Below are 14117 nucleotides of genomic sequence, written 5' to 3'. Positions count from 1 at the left end.
TCAGGCTCCGGCCACCGTTTGGAACTTCTGCTCGTACTTGCGGCTGTCGGCCTCGCTGAGCGCCTTGAACCCCTTGGTCTTGGCCAGGGTCGCCTCGTCCGGGAAGATCAGCTGGTTGTCCACGAGGTCGGGGCTGATGTCCTTCATCGCTTCCCTGGCCCCCGCGACCGGGCAGATGTAGTTGACGTACGCGGCCACCTCAGCGGCCACCTTGGGGTCGTAGTAGTGGTCCATGAGCTGCTCGGCGTTGGCCTTGTGCGTGGCGGTGGACGGCACCAGCATGTTGTCCGACCACAGCATCAGGCCCGACTCCGGCGCGACGAACTTGATCTGGTCGTCCTTCGACTGGAGCTGGATGATGTCACCGGACCAGGCGAAACAGGCCGCGAGGTCGCCCTTGGCCAGGTCTTCCTTGTAGTCGTTGCCGGTGAACTTGCGGATCTGACCGTCGCTGACGGCCTTCTTCAGCTTCTCCAGCGCGGCGTCGAAATCCGCCTCGGTGAAGTCGAGCGGGTTCTTACCCATCGACTGCAGCAGCAGGCCCATCGTGTCGCGCATCTCCGTCAGGACCGCCACCTTGCCCTTCAGGTCGGGGCGGGTGAGCAGTTCGTCGACGGTACGGATCTCCTTGGTGACGTGGCCGTTGTACGCCAGGCCGGTGAGGCCGGACTGCCACGGCGCGGCGTACTGCATGTCCTTGTCCCACGGCCGGTGTTGCAGCGTGGGCAGCAGGTTCTTGGTGAAGTTCGGCATCTTGGTGCTGTCGATCTTCTGCAGCCAGCCGAGGTCGACGAGCTTGGCCGCCATCCAGTCGGTCATCACGATGACGTCCCGGCCGATGTCCTGGCAGGCCTGCAGCTGGTTGCGGATCTTGCCGAAGAACTCGGTGTTGTCGTTTATGTCTTCCTGGTACGTGACGGCGATGCCGGTCTTGGCGGTGAACTCGTCCAGACTCGGCCGCTTCTTCGCGTCGTTGTCGTCCACGTCTATGTAGAGCGGCCAGTTCGAGAAGACCAGCTTCTTGTCGGTTGCGGAGATGTCGGTCGCGGTACATGCCTTGGCCTGGCTCTTCTTTGCCGGCGCGGTGCCGCACGCGGCCAACGCACCGCCCGCGGCGACAAAGGCGCCGCCGGCCAGCAGGCCGCGCATCAGGGTCCGCCGGGACAGGCCGCTGGCGGACAGTACGGCGGCCGCCTCCGGGGAAAGCGGTGGGCGCTGGTGGTGTCGCATCGGTGCTCCTACGAAACTCGTGCCGGCATCTTTCCTGTGACGGAGGAAGGTTGACGACTGATCCTGGCACGACGACGCGGGTGCCACAAGGGATTCCGTTGCAGGACTCGCGCTGAACAACGAAATGCGCCAAGCTATCGGACAATCGAAGGGGTCGAACGTCGGGCGGAGCAACCCGATAATGCGACGGCCGCACCCCGGTGACACAACGGCCGTGAACCGATGGGAGTCGACATGGACAGGTGGTCGCACACTGGCGATGACCACGGTTCAGCCGCGGGGCTCACACCGGGCCGGCGGACCGCGGCCACCGGCGATGGCAACCAGCCGCCGCTCGACTCTGTCGCCAAGCGGATCATCGAGCAGCTGCAGCAGGACGGCCGGCGCACGTACGCCGAGATCAGCAAGGCGGTGGGGCTCTCCGAAGCCGCCGTCCGGCAGCGGGTCCAGCGGCTGCTCGACGCGGGCGTGGTCCAGATCGTCGCGGTGACCGACCCGTTGCAGCTCGGTTTCCCGCGCCAGGCCATGATCGGCATCCGGACGATCGGGGACGTCGAGCCGATCGCAGCCCGCATCGGCGCGCTCGACGAGGTCGACTACGTGGTGATCGCCGCGGGCTCGTACGACCTCCTCGCCGAGGTCGTCTGCCGCGACGACGACCACCTGCTGGACACGCTCCAGCTGATCCGCACGGTGGACGGGATCGCGGCCGCCGAGGCGTTCATGTACCTCAAGCTGCGCAAACAGACCTACAGCTGGGGCACGCGCTAGCCCGTCGCGCCCACGTCCGGCCAGCCCGCCGGCCATCCGGGCGCGGAGGGCAGCAACACCCCTTCCTCCCTGCGGAATCATGAACGATTTAGGCATTCGCCGACGGATTCGGTTGCATGTTGCGACTTCTTCAGCGAAAATCGCGGATGTGACGGAACCAGTGCTGGATGACATCAACAAGCTGATCATTGAGCAGCTCCAGCGCGACGGCCGCATGTCATACGCCGCGCTCGCGAAGATCGTCGGGCTGTCGGAGGCTGCGGTCCGCCAACGGGTACAGCGACTACTGGACACCGGCGTCATGCAGATCGTCGCCGTGACCGATCCCCTGACGCTCGGCTTCGCGCGCCAGGTGATGATCGGCATCAAGGTGACCGGCGACATGCGGGCCGTCGCCGACGCCATCGCCGCGATCCCGGAAGTCGACTACGTGGTCATCTGCGCGGGCGGTTACGACCTCCTCGCCGAGCTGGTCTGCACCGACGACGAGCACCTTCTGCACCTGCTCAACGACACCATCAGAACCATCCCGGGCGTCACCGCGACGGAGACGTTCCTCTACCTCAAACTCGCCAAGCAAACGTACGCGTGGGGGACCAGATGACCGACGACAAATCGATGTACGCAGCAGCCCGCGACCACCTCTGGATGCACTTCACCCGCCTGTCCGCGTACGCCGAGACCGACGTACCCGTGATCGTGCGCGGCGACGGCCCGTACGTCTACGACGCGCGCGGCAGGCGCTACCTCGACGGGCTGTCCGGACTGTTCGTGGTGCAGGTCGGCCACGGCCGCTCCGAGCTGGCCGAGGCCGCCGCCAAGCAGGCCGCCGAGCTGGCGTACTTCCCCCTGTGGTCCTACGCCCACCCGAAGGCGATCGAGCTGGCCGACCGGCTCGCCGACCTCGCCCCCGGCGACCTCAACCGGGTCTTCTTCACGACCGGCGGCTCGGAGGCCGTCGAGAGCGCCTGGAAGCTCGCCCGCAGCTACTTCAAGCAGGTCGGCAAGCCGATGAAGACCAAGGCGATCTCGCGGGCCATCGCCTACCACGGCACCTCGATGGGCGCCCTGTCGATCACCGGCCTGCCGGACCTCAAGAAGGAGTTCGAGCCCCTCGTCCCGAGCACCTTCCGGGTGCCGAACACCAACTACTACCGCCGGCCCGACGAGTCGATGACGCCGGAGCAGTTCGGCATCTGGGCCGCCGACCGCATCGCCGAGGCGATCGAGTTCGAGGGCCCGGACACCGTCGCCTGCGTGTACCTCGAGCCGGTGCAGAACGCCGGCGGATGCTTCCCGCCCCCTCCCGGGTATTTCCAGCGGGTCCGTGAGATCTGCGACCGGTACGACGTGCTGCTCGTCTCCGACGAGGTGATCTGCGCGTTCGGCCGGCTCGGCGAGTACTTCGGCGCCAAGCGGTACGGCTACCAGCCGGACATCATCACCTCGGCCAAGGGGCTGACCTCCGGGTACGTCCCGCTCGGCGCGATGATCGCCTCGGACCGGCTGGTCGAGCCGTTCCTTTCGGGCACCAGTTCGTTCAACCACGGCATCACGTACGGCGGTCACCCGGTCGCCGCCGCGGTCGGCCTGGCCAACCTGGACATCTTCGAGCGCGAGGGCCTCAACGGCCACGTCCGCGCCAACGAGCAGCTGTTCCGGTCCTACCTGGAGCGCCTGACCGACCTGCCGATCGTCGGCGACGTGCGCGGCGACGGGTACTTCTACGGCATCGAACTGGTCAAGGACAAGGCCACCAAGGAGACGTTCAACGAGGACGAGTCCGAGCGGCTGCTGCGCGGGTTCCTGTCCAAGGCGCTCTTCGACAACGGCCTGTACTGCCGTGCGGACGACCGCGGCGACCCGGTCATCCAGCTCGCTCCCCCGCTGGTGTGCGACGAGTCGCACTTCGCCGAGATCGAACAGATCCTGCGCGGCGTGCTGACGGAGGCGTCGGCCCGGATGTGACGCCGGGTCCGCGTCAGGAGGAGGGCGCCCCGCACCGGGGGGCGCCCTCCTCCGTCGTTACGGGCGGGCGGTGCGGTGACGGCCGCGCTACGGGTGGGCGAGGCGGTGACGGCCGCCCTCGGCGCGGTCCGGGGGGATGACGCGGAGGTGGCCGCGGCGCCCGAGATGGCCCAGCTCCTCCTCTGACTCGTCGCGCGGGACCGCCGGCCGGGCGGCTTCCCGCACGGCGTCGGCGAGCGCGACGAGATCGTCGCTACTGGGCGGCGGGGGTTCGAACTCTCCGTCATGGCGGACCATGTTCCAGCCGCGCGGTGCGGTCAGGCTACGTGCGTGCTGCTCGCACAGATCGTACGAGTGGGGCTCGGCGAACGCGGCCAACGGACCGACAACCGCGGTCGAATCGGCATAGACATAGGTCAGCGTCGCGACGGGCTGCCGGGGACAGCCATTGCGGGAGCAGCGTCGTGGTGACCTCACGGCGGAACGTTATCTCTCCGAACCTCGCGGTACCCCATGGTGGCCCCGCGACACGCCGAAACCTGACGATCACGAATGGGACACACCCGGTGGCGCACGGTGCAGGTGGTTCGACGGCCGGCGCTAGTCTGGCGGCGTGACCAGTCCTGACCAGCGCCATGGCGGAGGCCTCGGCGGAGCCGCGGGCAACCGCGGCCCCGGCCGCCGCGGCCGCGACCGTCACGGGCGCGGGTTACGCGGTCGACTCGTGCCCTCCTCGGCGCCCCTCTCGCGCACCCGCGCGGAGATCTTCGACGACCTGGTGCTCGACTCGGTCGAACTGCTCGAGCAGCGGTTCTCCAAGGAGCTGGCCGGCGTGGAGTTCGCGGTGGAAGACGTACCGCCCGATCTCAACGTGTACGACTCGGACGTGCTCGAAGACGGCGACGTGCCGCTGGCCCGGCTCCTGCCCGGCCGGCCCGGACGTCACAGCGTGCCACCGCGGATCGTGCTCTACCGGCGCCCCCTGGAGTTCCGGGCGGCCGACCGCGACGACCTGGCCGACCTCGTCCACGACGTCATCATCGAGCAGGTCGCGAACCTCCTCGGGGTGGCACCGGAGGACCTCGACTAGCCGGTTGACGACCGGCGGACATACGGCGAGGGCGGCACCGGATCTCGTGATCCGACACCGCCCTCGCGCGAGCCTCATGTCACCGCCCGCTAGGCCGCCCGTCGCTTGAGCTTGCGACGTTCGCGCTCCGACAGCCCACCCCAGATGCCGAAGCGTTCGTCGTGTCCGAGCGCGTACTCCAGGCAGTCAGCCTTCACATCGCACCGCTGGCAGATGCGCTTGGCTTCGCGGGTCGACCCACCCTTCTCAGGGAAGAACGCCTCCGGATCGGTCTGCGAGCACAGTGCGCGCTCCTGCCACTCCGGTGCGTTGCCTAGCAGGTCGGCCAGAACCCCTCGGCCGTCCATCAGCGTGCCTCCTTCATGCGCGCCGGTCGCGGTGCCGGCGCTTCCCCCCACGCAGAAGGCGCATTCGTTGACAAATGCGTCTTCCCCGTTCGCCCGAAACGGCGCTTCCCAGCGCCGATTGAACATCCCCAGTGAAATTACACGCGTGTAATGCTCGCGTCGTCAAGCCGAACCTGATAAATGGGTCCAGCCGTGCAGCCCCCGTCTGTGACGTCTATCCTCACGGGCCCCACGCCGATGTGGGCCGGTCGGATGGCGCGACGTCGTAGCTGTTACCGACCGAGCGCGCGGTTGGTAACGCCCTTTTTGACGTTTTCGGCGTGCCGTACGGCGTGGCGCGTTCCAATTCCGCTGTTCGTGGAGTAGTCACGGTCCGAACCGTCGGCGCAAATAGGGACAAACGTCTGATTGCTGACGCTTAGCCCTTTAACGCATAGGTTGTGCTGCGCTCGCGCGCCCGCCGCCCGGCGGCCGCCGCGATCCGGTGCAACTGCTCGACGGTACGGGCGGAGCCGTGCTCGCTGCCCGCCATCCGGGAGATGGTCTCCTCCATCAACGTGCCGCCCAGGTCGTTGGCCCCACCGCGCAGCAGCGCGACCGTGCCCTCGTCGCCGAGCTTGACCCAGGAGCACTGGACGTTGGCGATCCGGCCGTGCAGCAGCACCCGGGCCATGGCGTGCACCGCCCGGTTGTCCCGCCACGTCGGGCCCGGGCGGGCGATCCCGGCCAGGTAGATCGGCGCGCTGTTGTGTACGAACGGCAGCCCGACGAACTCGGTGAAGCCGCCGGTACGGTCCTGGACCCCGGCGAGCGTACGGAAGTGCCCGAGCCAGTGCCGCGGGTTGTCGACGTGGCCGTACATCATCGTCGAGCTCGACCGGATGCCCAGCTCGTGCGCGGTCGTCACGACCTCCACCCAGGTCGCCGCCGGCAGCTTGCCCTTGGTGAGCACCCAGCGCACCTCGTCGTCGAGGATCTCGGCGGCCGTGCCGGGGATCGTGTCGAGGCCGGCCGCGCGCAGCTCGGTCAGCCACTCCCGTACCGACACCCCGGCCTTGGCCGCCGCCGTGACGATCTCCATCGGGCTGTACGCGTGGACGTGCATGCCGGGTACCCGTTGCTTGATCGCCCGCACCAGCTCCGGGTAGACCGACACCGGCAGCTTCGGGTCGATGCCGCCCTGCATGCAGACCTCGGTCGCGCCGAGTTTCCACGCCTCCTCGGCCCGGTCGACGACCTGCTCCACCGAGAGGCGGTACGCGTCCGCGTCGCGCTCGCGCTGCGCGAAGGCGCAGAACCGGCAGCCGACGTAGCAGACGTTGGTGAAGTTGATGTTGCGGTTGACCACGTACGTGACGTCGTCGCCGACCGCGTCCCGGCGCAGGTCGTCGGCGATGCGTGCCAGCTCGTCGAGGGCCGCGCCGTCGCAGGTGAACAGGGCGAGCGCCGCCTGCTCGTGGGCCGGGTCGAGCAGCGCGGCCGGATCCGACGCCGCGAGCGCCAGCGCCGCCTTCACATCGCCGCCGAGCCGCTCCGGCGACGCCGCCCGGACGTGCGTGGCCACCTCGGCCCAGTCGCCGTACACAGAGTCGAAGTCACCGCGCCGGTCGGCGCTCCGGCCGGCGGTGTCGATCGTGGCGAACAGGTCGGTACGCCCCGCGTCGGCGTAGCCCCCGTCGGGCTCCTGCCACGGGTGCCCGGCCGGCCGCGCCTCGTCGGCCGCCAGCCCGGTCGCCGGGTCGGCCAGCGCCGCCACGTGAATGGAGATCCGCGGATCGATCCAGCTCTCGCCGCGCTGACCGTACTCGGGGTAGACCGTGAGGCGCTCACGCAGCGTGAACCCGGCCTCGGCGCTGCGCCGCGCCAGCTCCTCGATCTGCGGCCACGGGCGCTCCGGGTTGACATGATCCGGCGTCAACGGGGAGACACCGCCCCAGTCGTCGATGCCCGCGGCCAGCAGCAGCGCGTACTCGCCCGCGATGAGGTTGGGCGGCGCCTGGATGCGCGCCTTCGGGCCGAGCACCAGGCGCGCGACCGCGACCGTGGCCGCCAGGTCGTGCAGCTCCGCGTCGGGCATGCCGCGCATCGCGGTGTCCGGCTTGGCCCGGAAGTTCTGCACGATGACTTCCTGGATGTGCCCGTACTCGCGGGCGATCCGGCGAATGGCGAACAGACTGTCCACCCGCTCCGCCGGCGTCTCGCCGATGCCGATGAGGATGCCCGTGGTGAACGGCACGCCGACCCGGCCGGCGTCCTCGAGTACCCGCAGCCGGACGGCGGGCTCCTTGTCCGGCGAGCCGTAGTGCGGGCCGCCCACGTCGCTCCACAGCCGGGTGGCGGTGGTCTCGAGCATCATGCCCATGCTCGGGGCGACCGGCTTGAGCCGCTGCAGCTCCGCCCAGGACATGACACCCGGGTTCAGGTGCGGCAGCAGGCCGGTCTCCTCCAGGACGGCGATCGCGCAGGCGCGCAGGTAGTCCAGCGTCGAACCGTAGCCGCGCTCCTCCAGCCACGCCTTCGCCTGCGGCCACCTGGCCTCCGGGCGGTCACCAAGGGTGAACAGGGCCTCCTTGCAGCCCAGCGCCGCGCCCTGCCGGGCGATCTCCACCACCTCGTCACGATCGAGGTACGGCGCCGGCACCCGGTGCGGGACCGTCACGAACGTGCAGTAGTGGCAGCGGTCCCGGCACAGCCGGGTGAGCGGGATGAAGACCTTTCTGGAGTACGTGACGACGCCCGGCCGCCCGGCGTCGGCCAGGCCCGCGTCCCGCACCGCGGCGGCCGTGGCCAGCAGCCGGTCGAAGGCTTCCCCCTGGGCGGCAAGCAGCGTCGTAGCCTCGTCGGCATCGATCGGACGCCCGTCGGAGGCGCGGTGCAGCGCACGGCGGATGGAGCTGTCGGACACGGGATGGCTCCTACCGATGGTCACTCCAAGAACACTAGGCCCTACGCCGACACCGGGCGACGCGAGGTGTCGCCCGGCTACGGCCGCCGCCACTCCTCGGCCGGGCCCACCGGACCCTCGGGCGGGCGGACCTCCCGCGGGGGTGGCACGTCGCCCCCGCCGACCGCCTCCGCCGGCGCACCGTAGGCGGGCTGCGACGGGGCCGGCGGACCGTAGGTGGGCTGCGACGGAGCCGGCGCGCCATAGGCGGGCTGCGACGGGGCTGGCTGCCCGGGCTGCCCCGGGGTCGGCTGCCCGTAGCCCGGCGGGTAACCCGGCTGCCCGTAGCCGTACGGGTAACCGGGGTGCCCAGGTCCGGGCTGGCCATAGCCGGGCTGGCCATGTCCGGGCTGGCCATGTCCGGGCTGGCCATGGCCGGGCTGGCCGTACCCCGACGGGTAACCCGGCTGGCCGAAGCCGGACGGGTACGCCCCGCCGTAGGGCGGCGGGGCCGCCTGCCTGCCGACGCCGCCGTAGAGCCCGTGGAAGATCTGGTACACCGCGAACGCCACGATCGCGAGGAGGGCGACCTCGCCGGATCGGATCAGGAAGTCCTCGAACGCCCGCCGGGCCGACCCGATGCCGAGGATCGGCTGGCTGTCGGTCACGCCGTGCAGGAAGTCGACCAGCAGGCAGACCGCGCCGAACAGGGCCGACACGGCGTACTCCACGAGCGCGACGACGGTGATCGGCCGCGCGTGCGGCACCCGCGGCCTGACAAGGGTCGCCAGCAGGACGGCGAGCAGCGGGAAGCCGATCGACACCACACCGACGAACTCCCCGAACGAACTGCCGGCCCGCGTGACGAAGTTTCCGGGCCAGTCGCCGAGGACCACGAACAGGTCCGCGACGGCGAACAGCAGGATCAGTCCGTTGGTGAGAAGGAGTACGAACGCGGCCGGCTGCCGGAGCGGCTCGATGAGCTGTCGGACGTTCTGCTCCGCCGGCCCGCCCGTGGAACCGGCCGGCGCGGCGGAACCGGCCGGCGCGGTCGACCCGGGAGGCGCGGACGGCGGGTTGTCGCTCGGCTGGCTGGTCATCGGTGCCCCCATGGTGTGACTGGTCGCGTGAGGTGGATTATCCATAACGCGCTCCCCTCCGGCCGGGGTCGGCCGGCCCGGCCGGCGCCCGTAGGCGAGGATGGCAGGCATGCACATCGTCGTACTCGCCGGAGGCATCGGCGGGGCCAAGTTTCTCGCCGGGGTACGCGCGGTCGCGCGGGAGTCCGGCTCCGAGGTGACCGCCGTCGTCAACGTCGGTGACGACGTGACCCTGCACGGCCTGCGCATCTGTCCCGATCTCGACAGCGTCATGTACACCCTGGGCGGTGGCGCCGATCCCGAGCGCGGCTGGGGCCGCCGGGGCGAGACGTGGACGGTCAAGGAGGAGTTGACCGCGTACGGCGCCGAGCCGACCTGGTTCGGGCTGGGCGACCGGGATCTCGCCACGCACCTGGTGCGCACGCGCATGCTCGACGCCGGGTATCCACTGTCCGCGGTCACCGAGGCGCTGTGTACCCGCTGGCAGCCCGGCGTACGCCTGCTGCCCGCCACCGACGACCGGGTCGAGACCCACGTCGTGGTGGAGGACGACCGGTCCGGGCCGCAGGGCGAAGCCGCGCGGGCCGGACTGGTCGCTGGCGGTTCCCAGAAAGCGATCCACTTCCAGGAGTGGTGGGTACGCCACCGCGCCGCCCTGCCGGCCAAGCGCTTCGTCTTCGTCGGCGCGGAGGCGAGCAAGCCGGCCGCCGGCGTACTGGAGGCCCTCGCCGCCGCGGACGCCGTCCTCGTCGCGCCGAGCAACCCGGTCGTGAGCATCGCCCCGATCCTCGCCGTCGGCGGGATCAGGGATGCGCTCACCGCGCCCGTCGTCGGCGTCTCCCCCATCATCGGGGGCGCGCCGGTGCGCGGGATGGCCGACAAGTGCCTGGCCGCCGTGCAGACCGAGTGCAGCGCGGCCGGCGTCGGCGGCCTGTACGGCGCGCGTAGCGCCGGGGGCCTGCTCGACGGCTGGCTGGTCGACACCTCCGACGCGGACGTGACGGTCCCCGGCGTGACCGTGCGCAGCCACGACCTGTGGATGCGCGACGAGGCGTCCACCGCCGCGATCGTGCGCGCCGCGCTGGAGGTGGCCGGTGTTTGAGATCCTCCCGGTCACCGGGATCGGCGAGGTCACCCCCGGCACCGACCTGGCCGGGCTCATCATGTCGGCCGCCGGCTGGATCGCCGACGGCGACGTGCTCGTCGTCACCAGCAAGATCGTCAGCAAGGCCGAGGGCCGACTGGTCGAGGTCCCGGCGGACGGGCCCGAGCGGGAGGCCGCACGCGACGCGGTCCTCGCCGCCGAGACCGCCCGTGTGGTGGCCCGCCGCGGCCCCACCCGGATCGTGCAGACCCACCACGGCCTGGTCATGGCGGCGGCCGGCATCGACGCCTCCAACGTCGAGCGCACCCGCCTGGTCCTGCTGCCCGTGGACCCCGATGCCTCGGCCCGGGCGTTGCGCACCGCACTGCGGGAACGCTACGACCGGCGGGTGGGCGTCGTCATCACCGACACCATGGGACGCCCGTGGCGGCTGGGGCTCACCGACGTGGCCATCGGCGCGGCCGGGGTGATGCCGGTACGCGACTACCGGGGCGAGGTCGACCCGTACGGCAACGAGCTCCAGGTCACCCAGATGGCCGACATCGACGAGCTGGCCGGCGCCGGTGAGCTGGTCAAGGGCAAGTACGACCAGGTACCGGTCGCCGTGGTCCGCGGCTACCGGGGGCTGATCGACGACGACGGGCCGGGCGCCAGGGCGCTGGTCCGCGACGCCGAGCTGGACATGTTCTCGCTGGGTACGGCCGAGGCCCGCGCGGTCGGCCGGGCGGAGGCCGCCACGATCCCCGACGCGGCCCGGTTCGCCCACGCTCCGGTGCGCCCGCAGCAGGTGGCGGACGCGCTCGCGGCGATCGGCACGGCCGCCGCCCCGTTGACGCACGTCACCGACGCCCGTGTCCGCGACAAGCTGCGTGACCTGGCCGTGGCCGGCACCGCCGAGGTGGTCGTGCCGCACGTGCCCGCCGGCGGCGACCCGTGGGCGGCCGCCGAGGCCGGCGCGGCGGTGCACCGGCTTCGGGCGGCGCTCGCCTCGGCCGGCCTGGCCACCGCCTGGATCCGGGCCGACGCCCGGGCGATCACCGACCTGGTCCGCCTGCCGGCCGGCCACGAACCGCTCGGCCTGCTCGCGGTGGGGGCGCCGGCCGATCAGATGTAGGAGGTGCCCCGCTCCTTCAGGCCGTCGACCAGCTTCTTGACGTCCTGGGCGCGGTTGCGGGGGCATACCAGCAGCGCGTCCGGCGTGTCGACGATGATCAGATCGTGGACGCCGACGGCCGACACGAGCCGGCCGGAGCGCGGCACCACCACGGTGCGCTCGCTGTCGAGCAGCTCGACCTGCGGCTTGCTGACCGGGCCGTCGCCGGCCTCGATCACCACGTTGCCGCGCTCGTCGCGCTCGAGGATGTCGCCGAGGGTGTTGAAGTCGCCGACGTCGTTCCAGCCGAAGTCGCCGGGCACCGTGCCGACCAGGCCGGCCGCGGCGGCGCCCTCCATCACCGCGTAGTCGACCGAGATCTTCGGCAGGGTGCACCAGACCTCGCCCAGGACCCGCTCCCGCTCCGGGCCGTCCCAGGCCTGCGCGATCCGCATCAGGCCGGCGTACAGCTCCGGTTGCTGGCGGGACAGCTCACCGAGGAACACGTCGACGCGCCAGATGAACATGCTGGCGTTCCAGAAGTACCGGCCGGACTCCACATAGGAGACAGCCACATCGTACGGTGGCTTCTCGGTGAACTCCGCCACCCTGCTGACCGGGCCGTCCCCGACGGCGTCCCCGCAGCGCAGGTAGCCGTAGCCGGTCTCGGGGTGGGTCGGGGTGATCCCGACGGTCATCAACAGGCCGGCCTCGGCGCCGCCCATGGCCGCGCGGACCGCCTCGACGAAGGCGTCGGTGTCGCGGACGAGGTGGTCCGCGGCGAACGAGCCCATCAGGGCGCTCGGCTCGCGCAGCGAGATGATGGCCGCCGCCAGCCCGATGGCCGCGCACGAGTCACGCGGTGACGGCTCCACGAGGATGTTGGCGTCGGGCAACGTCGGCAACTGCCGGGCGACCGAGGCGACGTGTGCCACGCCGGTCACCACGTAGGTCGACGCCGGATCGGCGAGTGCGCCGAGCCGGTCGACGGTGGCCTGCAGCAGGCTGGCTGAGGTGCCGGTCAGCGTGTGCAGGAACTTGGGGTGGCCCGCTCGGGACAGCGGCCACAACCTGGTGCCGCTGCCGCCCGCCGGAATAACCGCGTAGAACACGCCGCCCATCATGCCGATGCCGCCCGCGCGCCACCACCGGGGCTACCGGAGTGTCGCGAAATCTACTTTCGCGCCAGCCGGTCCGGAATCACGCCGTGACCGCCCGTACCGCTGGCGGCCCGCGCCCAGGCGCCGAGGTGCACCTCGGCGCTGGACTCCCAGGTGAACTCCTTCGCCCGGTCGACCCCGGCCTTGGCGAGCGCCTCGCGACGTGGCTGGTCGTTGAGCAGTTCGTTCAGATCCCGGGCGATCTCGTCGGGGTTGGGCCCGGTGTAGGCCACCGCCTCGCCGCCGACCTCGGGCAGCGACAACCGTGGCGTGGTCAGCACCGGCGCCCCGCAGGCCATCGCCTCGAGAATCGGCAGCCCGAAACCCTCTCCATAGGACGGGTACGCGGCCACGAGCGCCCCGCCGAGGAAGCCCGGAAGGTCGGCGTAGCGCAGATACCCCGGCCGCAGCAGGCGCAGGTGCGGTGGCACCTCAGCGACCGCCTGGTCGATCTCGTCGTCGTGGCCCTGTCCACCGGCGACGACCAACGCGGGCGGATCCTCCCGGTCGCGCACGGCGGCGACCCAGCCCCGGATCAGGTTGGGCACGTTCTTGCGCGGCTCCTTGGCGCCGAGGAACGCGATGTAGTCGGTGCCGCCGAGGCCGAGCCGCGCGCGTACCCGCGCCTTCTCGTCCTCGGTCGGCAGGTGGAACGCCTGGGGGTCGACGCCGTGGTAGGCCACGTCGATGCGCGTCGGGTCGGCGTCGAGCAGCCGGATCAGCTCGTCGCGGGTGGCCTTGCTCGGCACGATGACCCGAGCGGCGCGGCGCAGTGACGTCTTGATCGCCGACCGGAAGAAGGTACGGCGGGACTTGTCGTAATGCTCCGGCTCCGTGAAGAAGGTCGCGTCGTGCACGGTGACGGTAACCGGACAGTTAGCGCGCAGCGGGCACGTGTAGAACGGCGAGTGCAGCACCTCCGCGCCGACCTGTTGGGCGAGCAGCGGCAGGCCGGTCTGCTCCCAGGCCAGCCGGGCCGGACGGTGCGCGACCGCCGACGGCGCCGCGATCACCTGGGCCGACGGAAGCAGCCTGCCGTAACGCTCGGCGTCCGTGCGCTGGCAGACCACCGCCAGATCGACGTCCATGTGTCCCAGCGCACCGAGCAGACCATCGACGTAGCGGCCCACCCCACCTCGGTCGGCCGGGACACTCGTGGCGTCAACTAGCACACGGAATGGGCGGCCGGCGGTCACGTGGCAGCTCCTCGCGGTCGTTGCGGTGCGCACCCACTCGACCCCGGCCGGTTGATTCTCCACCGCGAAACGCGGAGCGAATCCGGCCGGCGCCGCGCGGTTGCGCGTGGTTCGGCGTCTGTTCGCCAGCCTACTGCTGCTGGCCTACCACCCGATGCCCAGAACGCGTACCC

The 14117-nt window shown here is 70.9% G+C and carries 13 protein-coding genes; 6 read left to right on the top strand and 7 right to left on the bottom strand.

Annotation, left to right across the window (positions count from 1 at the left end; translation table 11 throughout):
* Entirely contained in the window at positions 1-1230 is a 1230-nt protein-coding gene (locus HC031_RS17625; RefSeq protein ID WP_167926432.1) for a polyamine ABC transporter substrate-binding protein, read from the bottom strand.
* Between the two features lie 234 nt (positions 1231-1464).
* Between HC031_RS17625 and HC031_RS17620 the strand changes: the two genes are divergently transcribed.
* The 3 genes from HC031_RS17620 (at position 1465) to HC031_RS17610 (ending at position 3969) form a co-directional block, all read left to right on the top strand.
* Entirely contained in the window at positions 1465-2001 is a 537-nt protein-coding gene (locus tag HC031_RS17620; protein ID WP_167926431.1) for an Lrp/AsnC family transcriptional regulator, read from the top strand.
* 148 nt (positions 2002-2149) lie between these two features.
* Positions 2150-2605: an Lrp/AsnC family transcriptional regulator gene (locus tag HC031_RS17615; RefSeq protein WP_338090711.1), complete on the top strand. Its 456-nt coding sequence runs from the start codon at positions 2150-2152 to the stop codon at positions 2603-2605.
* Positions 2602-3969: an aspartate aminotransferase family protein gene (locus tag HC031_RS17610; RefSeq protein ID WP_167926429.1), complete on the top strand. Its 1368-nt coding sequence runs from the start codon at positions 2602-2604 to the stop codon at positions 3967-3969. Before HC031_RS17615 ends, HC031_RS17610 begins: the two co-directional genes overlap by 4 nt.
* A gap of 87 nt (positions 3970-4056) precedes the next feature.
* Here HC031_RS17610 and HC031_RS17605 read toward each other — a convergent pair whose 3' ends face one another.
* Positions 4057-4446 carry a DUF3499 family protein gene (locus tag HC031_RS17605; protein WP_167926428.1) on the bottom strand — a complete coding sequence of 130 codons (390 nt, stop codon included), beginning with the start codon at positions 4444-4446 and terminating at the stop codon, positions 4057-4059.
* Between the two features lie 136 nt (positions 4447-4582).
* Between HC031_RS17605 and HC031_RS17600 the strand changes: the two genes are divergently transcribed.
* Positions 4583-5059 carry a metallopeptidase family protein gene (locus tag HC031_RS17600; protein WP_167926427.1) on the top strand — a complete coding sequence of 159 codons (477 nt, stop codon included), beginning with the start codon at positions 4583-4585 and terminating at the stop codon, positions 5057-5059.
* Between the two features lie 89 nt (positions 5060-5148).
* On the opposite strand, the gene HC031_RS17595 is transcribed toward HC031_RS17600, so the two are convergent.
* From HC031_RS17595 to HC031_RS17585, 3 genes are all read right to left on the bottom strand, one after another.
* A complete protein-coding gene (locus tag HC031_RS17595) occupies positions 5149-5406 on the bottom strand; it encodes a WhiB family transcriptional regulator (protein ID WP_167926426.1) in 258 nt (85 codons plus the stop codon).
* Positions 5407-5824: 418 nt separating this feature from the next.
* Entirely contained in the window at positions 5825-8335 is a 2511-nt protein-coding gene (locus HC031_RS17590; protein WP_167926425.1) for a bifunctional FO biosynthesis protein CofGH, read from the bottom strand.
* A gap of 53 nt (positions 8336-8388) precedes the next feature.
* Positions 8389-9390: a hypothetical protein gene (locus HC031_RS17585; protein ID WP_167926424.1), complete on the bottom strand. Its 1002-nt coding sequence runs from the start codon at positions 9388-9390 to the stop codon at positions 8389-8391.
* Between the two features lie 109 nt (positions 9391-9499).
* Between HC031_RS17585 and cofD the strand changes: the two genes are divergently transcribed.
* Positions 9500-10492, top strand: a complete 993-nt coding sequence (cofD, locus tag HC031_RS17580; protein WP_167926423.1) for a 2-phospho-L-lactate transferase — start codon at positions 9500-9502, stop codon at positions 10490-10492.
* On the top strand, positions 10485-11609 hold the full coding sequence (locus tag HC031_RS17575; protein WP_338090710.1) for a coenzyme F420-0:L-glutamate ligase: 1125 nt from the start codon (positions 10485-10487) through the stop codon (positions 11607-11609). The genes cofD and HC031_RS17575 overlap by 8 nt, the downstream gene beginning before the upstream one ends.
* Here the strand turns inward: HC031_RS17575 and HC031_RS17570 are convergent.
* Together HC031_RS17570 and HC031_RS17565 are read right to left on the bottom strand one after the other, a co-directional pair.
* Positions 11600-12700: a sugar phosphate nucleotidyltransferase gene (locus HC031_RS17570; protein WP_167926422.1), complete on the bottom strand. Its 1101-nt coding sequence runs from the start codon at positions 12698-12700 to the stop codon at positions 11600-11602. The two genes, HC031_RS17575 and HC031_RS17570, sit on opposite strands and share 10 nt — an antisense overlap.
* Positions 12701-12762: 62 nt before the next feature.
* Positions 12763-13944, bottom strand: a complete 1182-nt coding sequence (locus HC031_RS17565; RefSeq protein WP_167926421.1) for a glycosyltransferase — start codon at positions 13942-13944, stop codon at positions 12763-12765.
* Between the last annotated feature and the right edge of the window lie 173 nt (positions 13945-14117).

This window comes from Planosporangium thailandense (genome assembly GCF_011947195.1).
In the GTDB taxonomy this organism is placed as follows: Bacteria; Actinomycetota; Actinomycetes; order Mycobacteriales; family Micromonosporaceae; genus Planosporangium; species Planosporangium thailandense.
The sequence above is the reverse complement of the archived record's forward strand: the minus strand, read 5'-3'. Positions and strand labels throughout refer to the sequence as shown.